The sequence below is a fragment of the Bradyrhizobium sp. JR3.5 genome, from assembly GCF_054057015.1.
Map to the genome: position 1 here is coordinate 2,684,688 of NZ_JBSRYV010000001.1, position 15,282 is coordinate 2,699,969.

13 protein-coding genes and 1 pseudogene are annotated in these 15,282 nt (G+C 60.8%); 6 read left to right on the forward strand and 8 right to left on the reverse strand.

All coding sequences use genetic code 11. The features are described from left to right. The first annotated feature begins 112 nt into the window (after positions 1-112). Complete coding sequence (locus ACVWW1_RS13515; protein WP_456656126.1) at positions 113-790, forward strand: TetR/AcrR family transcriptional regulator; 678 nt, start codon at positions 113-115, stop codon at positions 788-790. 253 nt (positions 791-1,043) lie between these two features. On the opposite strand, the gene ACVWW1_RS13520 is transcribed toward ACVWW1_RS13515, so the two are convergent. The 6 genes from ACVWW1_RS13520 to ACVWW1_RS13545 all read right to left on the reverse strand — a co-directional run bounded on the left by ACVWW1_RS13520 (position 1,044) and on the right by ACVWW1_RS13545 (position 8,639). Then, on the reverse strand, positions 1,044-1,388 hold the full coding sequence (locus ACVWW1_RS13520) for a hypothetical protein (protein WP_456656127.1): 345 nt from the start codon (positions 1,386-1,388) through the stop codon (positions 1,044-1,046). Positions 1,389-1,422: 34 nt separating this feature from the next. Then, positions 1,423-3,042: an MDR family MFS transporter gene (locus tag ACVWW1_RS13525; RefSeq protein ID WP_456656128.1), complete on the reverse strand. Its 1,620-nt coding sequence runs from the start codon at positions 3,040-3,042 to the stop codon at positions 1,423-1,425. 39 nt (positions 3,043-3,081) lie between these two features. Beyond that, positions 3,082-4,314 carry an HlyD family secretion protein gene (locus ACVWW1_RS13530; protein WP_456656668.1) on the reverse strand — a complete coding sequence of 411 codons (1,233 nt, stop codon included), beginning with the start codon at positions 4,312-4,314 and terminating at the stop codon, positions 3,082-3,084. Between the two features lie 335 nt (positions 4,315-4,649). Continuing rightward, a complete protein-coding gene (locus ACVWW1_RS13535) occupies positions 4,650-5,999 on the reverse strand; it encodes a cytochrome c (protein WP_456656129.1) in 1,350 nt (449 codons plus the stop codon). Then, entirely contained in the window at positions 5,996-8,167 is a 2,172-nt protein-coding gene (locus tag ACVWW1_RS13540; protein ID WP_456656130.1) for a molybdopterin cofactor-binding domain-containing protein, read from the reverse strand. The genes ACVWW1_RS13535 and ACVWW1_RS13540 overlap by 4 nt, the downstream gene beginning before the upstream one ends. 10 nt (positions 8,168-8,177) lie before the next feature. Further along, positions 8,178-8,639, reverse strand: a complete 462-nt coding sequence (locus tag ACVWW1_RS13545) for a (2Fe-2S)-binding protein (protein WP_456656131.1) — start codon at positions 8,637-8,639, stop codon at positions 8,178-8,180. A 731-nt stretch (positions 8,640-9,370) separates the two neighbouring features. Here ACVWW1_RS13545 and ACVWW1_RS13550 point away from each other — a divergent pair. The 3 genes and pseudogenes from ACVWW1_RS13550 to ACVWW1_RS13560 all read left to right on the forward strand — a co-directional run. After that, positions 9,371-9,496, forward strand: a pseudogene (locus tag ACVWW1_RS13550) (hypothetical protein); the annotation flags it as partial. Between the two features lie 37 nt (positions 9,497-9,533). Next, entirely contained in the window at positions 9,534-10,790 is a 1,257-nt protein-coding gene (locus ACVWW1_RS13555) for an ATP-binding protein (RefSeq protein WP_456656132.1), read from the forward strand. Positions 10,791-10,931: 141 nt separating this feature from the next. After that, positions 10,932-12,488: a sensor histidine kinase gene (locus ACVWW1_RS13560; protein ID WP_456656133.1), complete on the forward strand. Its 1,557-nt coding sequence runs from the start codon at positions 10,932-10,934 to the stop codon at positions 12,486-12,488. Between the two features lie 94 nt (positions 12,489-12,582). On the opposite strand, the gene ACVWW1_RS13565 is transcribed toward ACVWW1_RS13560, so the two are convergent. Then, entirely contained in the window at positions 12,583-12,945 is a 363-nt protein-coding gene (locus tag ACVWW1_RS13565; RefSeq protein ID WP_456656134.1) for a response regulator transcription factor, read from the reverse strand. Between the two features lie 300 nt (positions 12,946-13,245). On the opposite strand from ACVWW1_RS13565, the gene ACVWW1_RS13570 reads away from it, so the two are divergent. Both ACVWW1_RS13570 and ACVWW1_RS13575 read left to right on the forward strand, forming a co-directional pair. Then, entirely contained in the window at positions 13,246-13,974 is a 729-nt protein-coding gene (locus ACVWW1_RS13570) for a sensor histidine kinase (protein WP_456656135.1), read from the forward strand. A gap of 137 nt (positions 13,975-14,111) precedes the next feature. Then, positions 14,112-14,762, forward strand: a complete 651-nt coding sequence (locus tag ACVWW1_RS13575) for a response regulator transcription factor (protein ID WP_456656136.1) — start codon at positions 14,112-14,114, stop codon at positions 14,760-14,762. A gap of 3 nt (positions 14,763-14,765) precedes the next feature. On the opposite strand, the gene msrA is transcribed toward ACVWW1_RS13575, so the two are convergent. After that, the gene (gene msrA, locus ACVWW1_RS13580; RefSeq protein ID WP_456656137.1) at positions 14,766-15,278 is read right to left on the reverse strand and encodes a peptide-methionine (S)-S-oxide reductase MsrA; all 513 of its coding nucleotides are present in this window, start codon (positions 15,276-15,278) and stop codon (positions 14,766-14,768) included. Positions 15,279-15,282: the final 4 nt, after the last annotated feature.

Sequence of the window (15,282 nt, forward strand, 5' to 3'; positions counted from 1 at the left end):
TTGTAACGTTTCATACAATTATGAGACAACGTCGCGCCGATCAAGGGTGCACCATTGTTTTTTGTAACGATCTATATAAATATACTCCAACGAGCAGGGAGGCCTGAAGCGCATGACACGACGGACCAAGAAACCCAAAGCTGCCGGTCGAGGCCGCCCCCGCGCCTATGACCCGGAGGTAGCCCTCAAGCGGGCAACCGACGAATTCTGGCGAGCGGGCTATTCCGGCACCTCGCTCGACGGTATCGCAGCAGCGACCGGCATGAATCCCCCCAGCCTCTATGCGGCATTTGGCAACAAGCGCGCGATCTACCTGAAGGCGCTCTCGCGCTATTGGGAAATCAGCCTCACCGCCACACGTGAGGCTCTCACGGAGGATCGTCCCTTGCACGAGGCGCTGATGCTTGCCTACGACGCGGCGCTATCGATCTATTTCTCGGGCAAGGGAAGTGCGCGCGGCTGCTTCGTGATCGGGACCGCGGTCGTTGAAGCTGCCGCAGACACCGCAATCCGGAACGGTGTGGCGAAGGGCCTCCAGATGATCGACGGCTATTTCGAAGCTCGTTTGCGCGCTGCGCGCGAAAGGGGTGAGCTGCAGCCAGATTCTGATCCCGCTGCCCTCGCCGTCCTCGCATCTGCCACCATGCACAGCATTGCGATCCGCGCCCGTGCGGGGGCTCACCGTACAGAACTGAGGGAGATCGCCCAAAGAGCCGTAAGCGTGATCTGCGGAACTCCGCGGGCGGAACGCGCCAAGACGGATTCCGGCGACGGACAAGGCAAGCATTGAGCCCGCAGCCCTCATCGCCCGGGTCGGTCGCATCCAAGGCTGGACTTCGATTGAGCGATGGCGACATAGCTGGCATCCGTCCTGATTCTCCGCGAGAAGACTTCCATAACGTGCACGCTATGGGTCTGCCCGACCATAAAACGCTTGGAAGAGTTCGCTCATCTCAAGGTATGAGCGCGTGCTCGAGCTCGCGACTTCCATCCGAATACAATAGGCTATCGAGCGGCGCGGGTGGTCTGGACTTGGCAGGCCGTTACGGCTGCGGGTCGCGCGGATCTTGGCCCTTCACCAGCCTTGCGGGCTCATCGTACCCGGCCCGACTGCTGTAGAAGACCAGCGCCATCAAACCGCAACCGACGGCAATCGAAACGACCACACCGAACACAAGGGCGACATAGCCCGAAGCCGGGACGTCTACGTTCGCCGCGCTGGTCCAGCCCAGATAGGCCAGCGCGATCGTGACAAAGAGCAATGCGAGCAGTATGGAGAGGATCGCCCACGACCCTCTCCCCATCGATCTCATCGAGGAGATGATGGAATCGATGGCCGTAGCCCGTTTCGCTGGCGCTGACCCGGAAAGGTTCAGTGGAGCCTTCATGATCGTTCTCCTTCGAAGTTCGTAGCAGAACTCTTCAATGTCCGGCGCCTGCATCCAGGTGAGCGGGCTTCTTGAGCATCAGACCCGCCAGCACTGCAACGATCAGAGCCGCGCCAAGCGCAAAAAACGTGTCGCTGAACGCAAGAATAAATGCCTGCTTCTGGACGATTTTGCCGATTGCGACATAGGCGCGATGCGCAGCGTCGACGCGGTCGATCACACCGTGGTTCATGAAATAATCAGTCAGTTGGTCCAGCCGGGCGCGTGTCGCCTGCTCCAGAACCGAGATCGACGATGAGAGCACGTTGGAATGGTACTGCTCGCGCTTGGTCAGCAGCGTCTGCAGCGCGGCAATGCCGATGGCACCGCCGAGCTGGCGCATCATGTTGAACAATGCGGACGCGGACCCGGCATTCTCCGGTTCGATTCCTGCGATCGCGACCGCCGAAAGCGGCGCGAACATGAGGGCTTGACCAACGGCGCGGACGACATTCGGCCAGAACAGCTGATCAGCCGCGTAGTCGCGAGTCATATAAATATTCATGAAGTTGGACGCAGCGAACAACGCAAATCCGACGCCGATCAGGACTCGCGGATCGATACGTTTCATCAGCCGCGGCACCAGCGGGATCAGCACAAGCTGCGGCAACCCGGTCCACGCCAGCACCGCGCCGATCTGCTCGGAATTGTAGCCCTGGATGCGGGAAAGATAGACTGGAAGAATATAGACGGAGCCATACAAGGCGACGCCCAGCAGGAAATTGGCAAGAACACCGAAGCCGAAGCTGCGGCGGAACAGCAGACGGAGATTGAGCAGTGGCTTCTTGCTGATCAGCTCAATGACCACGAACAGCGGCAACGCGATTGCAGCGACGACGGCGAAGCGGACTATGAAAGGTGAACCCAACCAGTCATCCTTGTTGCCCTCCTCCAGCACAGTCTGCAATGCGGACAAGCCGACCGCCATGGTGACGATGCCGAACCAGTCGCCGACACGCAGCAGTTCCAGCTTCATCGGCGTCGCTTCCAATGAAAAGTAGAGCATGCCGATCATGACCGCGCCCGGCACGATGTTGACATAGAAAATGTACTGCCAACCCCAGTTCTCGGTCAGATAGCCACCGATCGTCGGCCCGATCGCCGGCGCAAACGTCGCGGATATCGCAAACAGCGCCTGGCCGATCGGCTGCTTGGCCTTCGGCAACAGTGTGATGATCAGCGTGAATGCCAGCGGGATCAGGACCCCACCGGTGAAGCCTTGCACCGCGCGCAGCGCGATCATCTGCGGCAAATCCCGCGCTAGCGCGCACGCCGCCGAGAACACCAGGAAGAGGACGGCGTTGGTCAGCAGATAGATCCGGATCGAGAAGACCTGGGCAAGCCAGCCACTGAGTGGAATCACCACAATCTCGGCGATCAGGTAGGAAGTCGAAATCCAGCCGCCGTCATCGATGCCGGCACCGATCCCGCCTTGAATATCGGCAAGCGATGCATTGACGATCAGGATGTTGAGGACCGCCATGAACGCTCCGAGCGTGGCGCCGATCACCGCGACCCAGGTTTTGGCGGAGACGCCGGGAGCGGCTTCTGCCACGGTACTCGATCGGCTTGCGCCTGCAGGGATCATGTTGATCGTCGTTGGCACAGCGGTCATGACGGGTCATCCCATGAGAGGATTTGCTAGGCCGCGCCCTCAGGGCTCGCGTGCCGCGAGGTGTTCCGCAGAATCTCGCTTGGCGAGGACCGGCGACTTGGTATCGACTGTCGGTACCGCCGACATTCCCGGGCGGAGCAAACCTCGAAGGTTCGAATCGTTGAGCACGATCTTCACGGGAACGCGCTGGACGATCTTGGTGAAATTTCCGGTGGCGTTGTCGGGCGGTAGAAGAGCGAACTCCAGGCCGCTCGCCGGCGCCAGGCTGTCGACATGCCCCTTCAGCATGTTCGACTGGAAGCTGTCGACGTACAGTTCGACAGGTTGGCCCTCACGCATGTGGGTGAGCTGCGTCTCCTTGAAATTGGCGATCACATAAACCTTGTCGAGCGGCACCAGCGCCATCAATTGGGTGCCGGCCTGTACGTATTGGCCGACCCGCAGGGAACGGGCGCCGACCGTGCCATCGACCGGCGCGGTGATTTCTGTGTAGGAGAGGTTCAGCTCCGCCTGGCGCTCGAAGGAGCGAGCGTGAGCGAGCAGCGCGGCGCCCCTGTCCCGCTCCGTGAACAGCACTTCAAGCCTTTTCTGGGCGGCGAGCAGCGCTGATTTGCCTTGCTGTAACTGCGCCGTCTGCGCGCGCAAAGCGGCATCGGTCTGCTGCGCGCGCTGCACGGTCCCAGCCCCCGTCTTCATCAGGTCGTCGTAGCGCGCGCGCTCCTGTTTCGCGAACGTCAGATTTGCTTCGGCCGTCTCAACCTCGGCTGCCTGTTGCTGGATCAAGGGCTGCTGAAGCTCGAGTTGCGCCTTGACGTTTCGGACTCCGGCCTCGGAAGCCGCGAGATCCGCCTGCGCCTGCAGCAATGCGGTTCTGTAGTCGCGGTCATCGATACGTGCGAGCAGTTGGCCGGCCTTGACCTTCTCGTTGTCGGCCACGAGCACTTCAGCAATGTAGCCGGACACCTTGGGCGCGATGATCGTGGAATCCGCCTTCACATAGGCATCGTCGGTGGATTCCAGGTAGCGGCCGGTGGTCAAATAGTAGTAGCCAAGTCCACCGGCACCGGCGATCGAGAGCGTCCCTGCGAGTGCCAGCACGGCCATTCGGAGCACCCGGGATAGCCGGCTCTTGTGTCGCGTTAGCAGCCTTGTGCTCTCGACGGGCAGTTGATCGCTTCCCGCCCGCATCTCAATGTCTTTGTTGACTGCAGCCGACACGGCCCGCGTATCGTCTGCAACGTCGACTCGCGGCTGGCTCGATGTCCTTGGCATCTTCATCTCCCTTTCCTTTGGCATCCGATCCGGCTGACCGCAGCGTTTGACGACTGAGACGGGAACGGTATCGCCATCGCAGCAGCATCAATTGCGCAGGCACTTCCCTGAAAAACTTCGAGGCAGTTTGCGGATCGCCAAGACGTTCGACCATCGCCTCTTCGGTGGGCTCGGGTCATCTCAAGGTATGAACGTGCGCTACTAGGAGATGAGTCACGACGTTGTATCCGGCGCCCTGGAAGAAGGGAGTGGAATGGGTTCAATGACGCGCCCTCATCGACGCGCGTCCCTTGAACATGGCGCCATCGGCCTCGCATGCACACGCGCGGGAAGATTTACTCTGACGTTTGCTTTCTCAGCGCTGCGACATCGCCGGCCGTCATCTTGGCCGACTTGCCGCCAAAGCGCGCGGTCACGTAGTTGACGACGCCCGCGATCTCACCGTCAGAATAGACATTCCCGAACGCCGGCATCGAAAGTGCGCCATCGGGCGTATGCCGTTTGGTTCCGACAATGACGATCTGCGCGACGTTGGTCCCGTTGGGATCGTTGACCGCCCAAGAGCCGGTCAGCATTGCGAACGGCGAAATCGGACTTTCCCCGGTCCAGCCGTGACAACTGACGCAAGCGCCTTCAAAGACCTTCTTCCCAAAAAGATCCGCGTCGGTTGCGCCCTGCCCGTGTGAAGCTGATGCAGCCGGCGCGAGAGTGGCCGGGAGTTGCGGGGAAGCGATGGCCGGGACGCTGCGCAAGAAGGTGACGAGCGCTTGAATGTCCTCCGGCATCAGTTTGCTGAAGCTATGGTCGACGGCCTCTCCCATGGGGCCGGAGGCGGTGCCACGTCCGTTAGCGTGGCCGATCGTTAAGTAGGACGAGATGTCCTGGTCGCTCCATGCGCCGAGACCGGTGGCTTTGTCAGAAGTGATATTGAACGCGCGCCAGCCCGCCGTGACGGTGCCGGCGAATTTCTTGCGGTTGTCCAGCGCCATCGCCAGGCTGCGCGGCGTATGGCATTCCCCACAATGGGCCAACGCTTCCGCGAGGTACGCGCCCCTGTTCCATTCGAGATTTTGTGCAGCATCCGGCTCAATGCGTTTGTCACGCGTGAACAGTGCAGACCAAAATCCCATCGCCCAACGTTGGTTGAAAGGAAATATCAGTGTATCGGCAGGCCGCGCTGCACGTATTGGCGGCAGAGTGAACAAGTACGCCTTGATCGCCAGCGCGTCGGCATCGGTCATATAGGTATACGAGGTGAATGGCATCGCCGGATATAGCCGTGCCCCATCGCGGCGGATGCCGCGTTGGACCGCGTCGAGAAATTCCTGGTCGCTGTAGTTGCCGATGCCGGTCTCCTTGTCCGGCGTGACATTGGTCGAATACAGCACGCCGAAAGGCAGCTTGATTGCATTGCCTCCGGCATAGACTTTGCCGCCTTGCGAGGTATGGCAGGCAATGCAATCGGCTGCCTCCGCCAGATATTTTCCGCGCTCGACCAAGCTCCTGGTGGCGAGCGACGCCGGAACCCCCGTCGGATCCCCACCGCCATAGTCGGCCAACGCGATCTTGCGACCGGCCGTGAATGCAAGCGGATCCGGCCCGCGGACGAACCAGACGCCGGCCGCCGCCCCGACCGCGATGACCGCGGCGGCGCCGAGAAGGCTACGGCGTGTAACCGGGCTCATGATCGTTTCGCCGCGATCAAGCGGCGGTCAAGCGGCAACCGCCTCAAGGCAACGCCAGTCGCGGCATAGATCGCATTGCGGAGGGCCGGCGCCGAGCCCGTCACGCCGGTCTCACCGATACCTCCGGGAGGCTCTCCGCTCTTGATAATGTGGATGTCAATTCTCGGTGCCTGGTCGATCCGCAGCATGCGGTAATCGTTGAAATTCGACTGCTTGACGCGTCCCCTGGCGATCGTGATCTCGCCATAGAGGGCCGCGGTCAGGCCAAAGATCAGACCTCCCTCGACCTGCGCTGCCACGGTATCCGGATTGACGGCAATACCAGTATCGACCGCGGAGGTGACGCGGCGAAGCTGCACCTCGCCCTGTTCATCGACTTCAGCCTCCACGACGGTCGCGATAAAGCTGGCAAAGGACGGCTGCAGGCTGACACCTCGCCCGACCCGTGCCGGGAGCGGTTCGCCCCATCCGGATTTCTCTGCGGCCAGGTTCAGCGCTGCGAGAAAGCGCGGCCGCCCTCCGAGCATGGTTCGCCGAAACTCTAGCGGATCCTTCCCAACCTTCCTGGCCAATTCATCCATGAAGGATTCGACAGCAAAGACGTTGTTGTTTGCACCAACACCGCGCCAAAAGCCGGTCTGCACCCCGCGCGGTTCGGCCCGTACATACTCGACATGGAAATGTGGAATGTCGTAGGGCACGTTGACGGCACTATCGACAGCGTCGATGTCGATTCCGTTCCTGAACGCTGCAGGCAGCCTGCGTGCGAAGATCGCGGGCCCGGTGATCCGATACTTCCAACTCGCGATCTTCCCGTCGGATAAAGTGGCGGCGATCGTGTCACGATACGCCGGACGGTAGAAATCGTGCTGGATGTCTTCTTCACGAGTCCACACCACCTTGACGGGACCATCGACCTGCCTGGCAATCCGAACCGCCGAGGTCACCATGTCAGTTTCAAGCTTGCGACCGAAGCCCCCGCCGAGCAAGTGATTCCTGGCAATCACCTTCTCGAGGGGAAGCCCGGCCGCTCTCGCGGCGTCGGACTGGACACGCGCCAGCACTTGCGTTCCGGTCCAAATCTCGCAGGAGTCCGATTTGCAGTGAACCGTCGCATTCACCGGCTCCATCGTCGCATGCGCAAGAAACGGGAGCTCGTACGACGCTTCGAGCTTCTCGCCAAGCAGAAGACCTTTGTCGATATCGCCACATGATTTGGCGACGACGCCATCCTGCTCGCTTGCCGATCTGATATCGCGCCAGATGTCGTCCTGGCTGACGGCGCCATTTGGGCCTTCGTCCCAATCCACGGCCAGCGCTTCGATGCCCTTCTTGGCTGCCCACATGTGGTCGCCGACAACCGCAACAAGGTCTTCGAGCACCACCACCTGCCGTACACCAGGAATTTTCTTCGTCGCGCTGTCGTCGACCGCGACGACCCTCCCACCGAGGACAGGGCACACCTTGAGCGTCGCAAATTTCATCCCGGGAAGCATCACGTCGATGCCGTAGATCGCTTTGCCGTTGACCTTGTCCGGCGTATCGAGTCGCTTGAGCGGCTTGCCTACCAGCACGAAATCCTTCGGCTCCTTGAGCGTTATGTCCTTTGGCGGCATCTGCATCCTGGCAAGGCTCACCAGTGCCCCATAGGAGACTTCGCGGGCGCTCGCCTTGTGCATGACCATGCCGTTGGCTGTGACGCACTCCGACGGGTCGACGTTCCACGCCTCGGCCGCTGCCCGCACCAGCATCATGCGTGCGCCGGCGCCGGCCGCGCGCAAGGGCTTCCACCACGCACGAACCGAATTGGAATTGCCCGTGACCTGATAGTGCAGCATTGGATTGGCATAGAGCGCGTCATTCGGTGGGGCATGCTCCAGCACCACCTGCGAAAGATCAGCGTCGAGCTCCTCCGCCAGGATCATCGGGATTGACGTGTATACGCCCTGGCCCATTTCAACCTGGGGCATTACCAGCGTCGTCTTCCCCGAATGGTCGATGCGGATGAAGGCATTCGGAACAAATTCACCGCTGGCCGGGCCCGATTGCCGCTCTACGAATTCTGGTGCCGCACGTACAGGAAGATGGAAAGCAAACAGAAAGCCGCCCGCCAGTCCGGAGGCCAACAGTGAGCGGCGCGATAGCGTCCCGGATCCTGTCCGAACCATCATGCCCCCCTTAAGGCTGGCGTGCCGAGGCCGCCTGCTTAATCGCCCGGCGAATTCGCTCGTAGGTCCCGCAACGGCAGATATTTCCGGCCATGGCAGCATCAATGTCGGAATCATCGGGATCGGCCGTGGCAGCGAGCAATGCGGCCGCCGCCATGATCTGACCCGACTGACAATAGCCGCACTGGATCACTTCCAGATCAAGCCATGCTTTCTGCACTCTTGCGCCTGTCGTGGTCGCGCCGATCCCTTCGATCGTGGTAACGGCACGACCGGATATCGCACCGACCGGAAGCAGGCAAGAACGCAAGGGCTTGCCGTCAACGTGCACGGTACAGGCGCCGCATTGCGCGATGCCGCAACCGTACTTTGTCCCAGTCATGCCGAGTATGTCACGCAGCACCCATAGCAACGGCATATCCGGCGGCGCGTCGAATAATCTTGGTTCTCCATTTATCGTCAGATTTGTCATGACATGAATCCGATATCTGGGCCGGCGGACACGTCATTTGTTCTGTACCGATTCCGCGTCAGGTATCTGGCCGGCCGATGCCCCTTGGCGTTCGGACCCTACTCATTGCGATCTCTCCCGTTCCATCCAACGCAGGTTTTCCCCGGCCTATACATTGGTGTTAGGAGGACTCTTCTGATCGAGACCAAAGGCCCGCGATTGTGAGGCCTCATCAAAATACTTGGCGGCATCGCGTCGAATTTCGAAACCGCCGATGGCAGGGCGGTCATCGACCTGTCGGCAACACGCAAAGCTGTCAGTTGATTGACTGACTCGATTTCGCCCTAAGGCACATCAGTCGCAAGCAACTCCATTCGAGCCAAGTCCGCGTCGACGTTCCGTTTGCAAAAGCGCGGTATCAATGGGAATCAAGCACTGCGAATAGGCGCATCACCGGCATCCTCCCAGCTGGTTGATATCTCAGCAGTTTGGCGTTTAATCAAAGCCATAATAAGATATCTCGACCGGCACGGGCTCAGTGCGGTCGATCGGATCCGGTCCGAGAGGTAGCAATGGCGTCGCCCGAAGAATATCTGGTTCTTTCGAACCTGCCGCCAAGCAAGACCCAGCAAAGACTCGCATTCGTCGTCGCGCTGCTGATCATACTCCCGACGCTATTCATTTCAGCCACCCACATGCAGCAGGTGAAGCTGCCTGTGGTGGACGCTCTGGTGCCGCTCTACGGCATGGCCATGTTCGTCAGCGACTCGATCACGGCGGTCCTGCTGTTCACGCAATTCTCGATCGTGCGGTCGCGCGCCCTCCTCGTCATTTCGAGCGGCTATGCCTGGACCGCGCTGGTCGTCATTCCCTGGCTGCTCTCTTTTCCGGGCGTGTTTGCGCCCCACGGGCTGCTTGGAGGAAATTCGTCCGAGATCACGGTCTGGGCTCTACACGTTATGGCACGCCGGCTTCCCGCTATTCGTCATCGCCTATGCCCTGTTGAAGGACGCGGAGCCTGCCAGCCGGCTCAGGAAATTCTCCGCGGTCGCGACCATTCTGTCATGTGTCGCCACTGTCGCGATCACCATAGCGGCGATGAGCTGTGTCCTGGTGATCTCCCAAAGCCATTTGCCGAGCTTCATGATCGACGCGCTGAACTTCTCCGCAGTCTGGTATTACACCGCGGGCATCATCGCGCTCTTGACCACAGTCGCGATCATCTTGCTCTGGATACGTCAGAAGTCGTTGCTCGACCTATGGCTGATGGTGGTGATGCTGGTCTTCATGACCGAGGTCCTCATCAGCAGCTTTCCCGTTTCGGCGCGCTTCAGTCTCGGCTGGTATGCCGGCCGCACCTGCAGCCTGCTGTCGGGCAGTCTCATCCTGTTTGTCCTGCTGTATGAAATCACCATCGTCTATGCAGGCCTGATCGGCGCCGTTCGCGCCCAGAGCCGCGAACGCGGCGCGCGTCTGATCACCGGTGATGCCGTCGCGGCCACCATCGCGCACGAGATCAAGCAGCCCCTCTCGGCCATCATCACCAGGGCCGAAACGGGGCTGCGGTGGCTCAGCCGCTCCTCGCCCGAGCTCGAACGGGCAAAGGAGCAATTCTCGGAGATTGCCGCGGACGGCCGTCGCGCAGGCGCGGTGATGGACGGCATCCGCGCGAACTTCAAAAAGGACGCGCGGATCAGAGCCTGGCTCGACGTCAACCTGCTCATCGAGGAGACCCTCACTTTGGTCCATGGCGACCTGCAGCAGCATCGTATCTTGGTTCGCACGGAGCCGCACGCCGAGCTCCCGCAAGTCATGGGCGACCGGATCCAGCTGCAGCAGGTGTTGTTGAACCTGATCACAAATGCCATTGAGGCGATGGCGACCAAGGAAGGGCTCCGCACGCTGGGTGTGAGATCCGAAGTGCATGACGGCGGCGGCATCGCCGTCTCGGTCGCGGATACTGGAAAGGGCATTCAGCCACAGGAGATCGATCAGATCTTCAATCCGCTCTTCACGACCAAGCCGGGCGGCATGGGCATGGGCCTGTTCATCTGCCGGTCCATCATGGAATCTCACGGTGGAACCCTGCTGGTTTTCCCAAACTCGCCCCAGGGCGCCGTATTCCAGATCGTGTTGCACGGCGCCGCGACCCGATCGGCCGCATCGATGTGATGCCGTGGCCTTCCGCCGTGGATGCCAATTGTGGATGTCGGCTCCCATACCTGATAAAGTCAGGCGACAGTGTGGTCCCTCAGACGTGCTCCAATGATCAACAACAACCATTACTAGGCCTGCGGGCTAGAAAGATTGATCATGACGACTTCCGCTTTTTCGCGGAACCTGACGTGGCCAGTCATCGTGAAATATGCGATCGCAGTTGTGTCGGTTGCGATATCAGTCGTGGCGGCCAGCCCAGTGACCATGTCGTCCGGGGCAGATGCCACGCTCCTGCTGTACCTCGCCGCGGTTACGTTCGTGGCCCTGGCCGCAGGTCCCGGTCCCGCGGCGCTTGCAGCCGCGCTGATTTTTCTTGCCCTCCAATATCCGCCTCTTGCGCCCGCTCCTTACGTTCTCCAGCTCGGCGAAATCGTTCGACTCTGCGTGTTTGTCGCGGCGTCAGCACTTGTCGTGTCGCTGTCTGCTCGCCGGATGGGGGCTTCGCGAGCCCTGCAGCTACAGCTCGATCAACGGCAGGCGATGATCGCAGAACTGGAGCGGCAAAACGAGACGCTTCGCGTCGACAATGTCGCGCACAAAGAGGAGCTTCAGCTCATCATCGACACCATCCCGGTGCTGGTGCTTCGCCACCGGGCCGACGGCATCATCGACTTTGTCAATGAAGTCGGACGCACCTATAGTGGCCTCACGACGACGCGATGGACCAGCCGTACCAGCCGCATCACCCATCCCGACGACGTTCCTCAGCTCGAGGCAGCTTGGGACGTTGCGCTTCGTACCGGTGAAGCCTTCGAGTCGGAAGTTCGGCTGCGAAGAGCCGACGGCGAATACCGCTGGTTCGCCACGCGCCGCGTGCCGCTGCGCAGGAACGGCGAGGTGATCGCCTGGTACGCGGCGACCTATGATATCGAGGATCGCAAGAGGGCCGAGAGCGAGTTGATCGAGAGCGAGCGGCGATTGCGGGAAGCCCAGATGGAGCTGGCGCATGCGAGCCGCGTGGTTACCATGGGGCAATTCACCGCCTCGATCGCCCACGAGGTCAACCAGCCACTCTCTGCCCTGCTCACCAACGCCGATACCGCGCTGCGCTGGCTCGGTCATCAACCGCCGAATCTGGAGAGGGCCAGGCCGTTGATCGAGCGCGTCATCGGCGACGGCAAGCGCGCCACCGACATCGTCGATCGAATCCGGGATTTGTCCAGGAAGGCACCGAGGCGCAGAGAAAGCCTGGACGTCAACGAAACCATAATGGAGATCGTCAAACTTGCCCGCAGCGTGATGTCGGACAACGGGATTTTGGTGAAGATGCAATTGTCGGATCGGCTGCCGTGTGTGCTTGGCGACAAGGTCCAGTTGCAGCACGTGATCCTGAACCTGATCATGAATGCCGTCGAGGCGATGGGTGAGGTCAGCGAAGGATCGCGCGAGCTTCAAATTCATAGCAGAGAAGATGAGCCGGGCAATTTGATCGTCGCTGTTCGCGATTCGGGACCGGGCCTGCCTCCAGCAGACACCGCGCGTCTTTTCGAGGCTTTCTACACGACCAAGTCGACTGGCCTCGGCATCGGATTATCGATTTGCCGTTCGATCGTGGAGTCGCATGGCGGCCGGCTATGGGCAGCGTCGAATGAACCCGCGGGCGCCGTCTTTTCAATGACGCTGCCGACCGAAGAGAGGGTCCCTACGACCTAATGTTCTAAGCAGCCCGCCGCATCTTGAGGCAAGTAAAGGGTATCAGATAGCCCGTTCGTTGTAGTCCCCGAAAATCGGGGGCCATCGGCAACGCTCAGTCGCTCACGGCGCCTTGGATGCAGCCGATCAGGTCATTTATCTCAAATGGCTTTCTGAGCAGGCATACCGCACCCGCCACCGCCGCCTTCGTCTCGAGATTGATGTCGGACTTGGCCGTGATCAGCACTACGGGCGTCGTCGAACCCTCAGCAGACAGATGCTGCATCAGGTCCAGTCCGCTCATACCGGGCATATGAATATCGGTGACGACGCAACTGAACGACCTGCTGCCTACCCTGCCAATGTAGTCCTCGGCAGAGGAATATCCGTCGACCAGATATCCCAGGGATGACAGCGATTCCACAAGCGCCACTCGGAACGAGTCGTCATCGTCGATGACCGCGATTTCGAGATCCATAGGCACTCAATATCCTTGCCCCGAACTGAACCCATGAGACGGGGAAAGACACTCTTGCACCCGCCCTTCCTGCCCAGGAATTATACATGAGTGTTATAGCTAGCCCTCCGGACGGGAGGGGCCGCCCAGAAAATGGTCAGCCGAATACCGGCGCACTCCTGTCCTGGCTCGCCCCAGCCGCGATGAGGGCGTCCCGATCATACGATCGGTTGATCATGACACCGGAACGTAGAATGGCGCTTCCTGTTCATCAGGCGCTTGATGCGATGGTGGTATGATCCAGCAACAATGGGGGCACCCATGAGAACGATTGAAAGCTTCGCGGCAGCGCCAGCCAGAGGTAGAAGCCCGCAAACGCTTGCAGCTGTCGAGCTGCAGACGACGCTGGTGGGCATGATGGGACACGACCTACGCTCATCGCTACACGTCATCCAGGGCACCTACGCGTTGCTGCGTTCGCGGCTCGATGACGTCCCGCAACAGGCATGGATCGACCGCGGGGAGCGCGCGGTCACGAAACTGACCGAGCAGCTCAATTGCCTCGTGGACGCCTTCTATCTCGCCGAGCGTACCAACGCGCTCGAGATTTCCGCACTCAACCTTGGACCACTGTTCTGGCGGCTGCGGCACGAAAACGAGGACGCCGCGCTTCAAAGGGGCATCGACGTTCGTGCGATCTCGACCAATGCCTGTGTGACGAGCAACCCGATCCTGCTGGGCTGCATCCTCCGCAATCTCCTGACCAATGCCATCAAATATACCGAGCCGGGAGGCCGCATCCTGATCGGTTGCCGCCGCAAGGGATCCGAGATCAGGATCGACGTTTACGACACGGGTATCGGCATTCCAGAGAGCCAACTGCCGCGAATCTTCGAGTCTTTCACGCGCCTCGCGCCCGAGCGCGGCCACGGCCTCGGCATCGGGCTCTCGATCGTTCGCCGCGCGCTCGAGGCGCTTGGCCATCGGATCGAGGTTCGCTCCGTCGTCGGAGAAGGATCGCTGTTCTCGATCTATGCACCCGCGGCCTGACCTAAGGTGCGGTCCTCATTGCACTTTCGGGCGCAGCCCGCCGGCGGCTCGCCGTAATACCTATACATAGGTGTGATCCCCGGCCCATCGCCGTTCATGTTAGACATGCCCGCAAAAATACGGTGTGTCCGAAGGCAATGCGGTCCGCGGCAAACGAAAAACCAGAAAAGCCTCTCGTGCACGTCGTCGACGATGACGCGTCCATGCGCGATGCCCTGGCTGGCCTTTTCGAGTCGGTCGGGCTTCAGAGCCAAACCTACGCCACGGCGGAAGACTTCCTGTCGGCAGACCTGTCCGACAGGCCGGGCTGCATCGTCCTCGATGTCAGGCTGCCCGACATGAACGGCCTTGAGTTCCAGGGCCGGCTGACGCAGAGCGGCGTCGGGATTCCCGTCGTGATGATGACCGGGTTCGGGGACATTCCGATGTCGGTGCACGCCATGAAACACGGCGCGGTCGACTTCCTGCCGAAGCCCTTCCGCGATCAGGACATGCTCGATGCCGTCATGGCAGCGATCGAGCGCGACCGGCAACGGCGAACGGTCGAGAACGACGCCTCGCAATTGCGACAGCGTTTCGAAACCCTCTCGCCACGCGAACAGGAAGTGATGCTGCACGTTACGGCCGGCAAGATGAACAAGCAGGTCGCCGGCGACCTCGGCATCAGCGAGATCACCGTCAAGATCCATCGCGGCGCGGCCATGCACAAGATGGGCGCCCGCACCTATGCTGAACTGGTCCGGATGGCCGATGCGCTCAAGCCGGACCGGCGCAAACCCGGACGATAGAAGTCAGACCGCGCGAGCCATCCGCTTCGGCAGCTTCCAACCCGGACGCGGAAAGTGGCAGGTGTAACCGTCCGGGTAGCGCTCGAGATAATCCTGGTGCTCAGGCTCGGCCTCCCAGAAATCGCTGACGGGCGTGACCTCGGTAACCACCTTGCCGGGCCATAGATGCGAGGCGTCGACGTCGGCGATCGTGTCCTCCGCGACCTTTTTCTGCTCGTCGTTGGTGTAGAAGATCGCCGAACGGTAGCTCGTGCCCAGATCGTTACCTTGGCGATTGAGGGTGGAGGGATCGTGAATCTGGAAGAAGAATTCCAGCAGGGTCCTGAAATCGGTCTTTGCCGGATCAAACATGATTTCGATCGCTTCGGCATGGCCCTCGTGATTGCGATAGGTCGCATTCTTCACCTTGCCGCCCGTGTAGCCGACGCGGGTCGCGATCACGCCCGGCAGCTTGCGGATCAAATCCTGCATGCCCCAGAAGCAGCCTCCGGCGAGCACGGCGCGTTCTGTCGTCATTTGA

Excerpts from the sequence above, each read along its gene's own strand:
- msrA (WP_456656137.1), bottom strand. The coding sequence starts at position 15,278 with ATGACGACAGAACGCGCCGTGCTCGCCGGAGGCTGCTTCTGGGGCATG.
- ACVWW1_RS13525 (WP_456656128.1), bottom strand. The coding sequence starts at position 3,042 with ATGACCGCTGTGCCAACGACGATCAACATGATCCCTGCAGGCGCAAGC.
- ACVWW1_RS13535 (WP_456656129.1), bottom strand. The coding sequence starts at position 5,999 with ATGAGCCCGGTTACACGCCGTAGCCTTCTCGGCGCCGCCGCGGTCATC.
- ACVWW1_RS13560 (WP_456656133.1), top strand. The coding sequence starts at position 10,932 with ATGACGACTTCCGCTTTTTCGCGGAACCTGACGTGGCCAGTCATCGTG.
- ACVWW1_RS13530 (WP_456656668.1), bottom strand. The coding sequence starts at position 4,314 with ATGCCAAGGACATCGAGCCAGCCGCGAGTCGACGTTGCAGACGATACG.
- ACVWW1_RS13515 (WP_456656126.1), top strand. The coding sequence starts at position 113 with ATGACACGACGGACCAAGAAACCCAAAGCTGCCGGTCGAGGCCGCCCC.
- ACVWW1_RS13570 (WP_456656135.1), top strand. The coding sequence starts at position 13,246 with ATGAGAACGATTGAAAGCTTCGCGGCAGCGCCAGCCAGAGGTAGAAGC.
- ACVWW1_RS13540 (WP_456656130.1), bottom strand. The coding sequence starts at position 8,167 with ATGGTTCGGACAGGATCCGGGACGCTATCGCGCCGCTCACTGTTGGCC.
- ACVWW1_RS13575 (WP_456656136.1), top strand. The coding sequence starts at position 14,112 with ATGCGGTCCGCGGCAAACGAAAAACCAGAAAAGCCTCTCGTGCACGTC.
- ACVWW1_RS13565 (WP_456656134.1), bottom strand. The coding sequence starts at position 12,945 with ATGGATCTCGAAATCGCGGTCATCGACGATGACGACTCGTTCCGAGTG.
- ACVWW1_RS13520 (WP_456656127.1), bottom strand. The coding sequence starts at position 1,388 with ATGAAGGCTCCACTGAACCTTTCCGGGTCAGCGCCAGCGAAACGGGCT.
- ACVWW1_RS13545 (WP_456656131.1), bottom strand. The coding sequence starts at position 8,639 with ATGACAAATCTGACGATAAATGGAGAACCAAGATTATTCGACGCGCCG.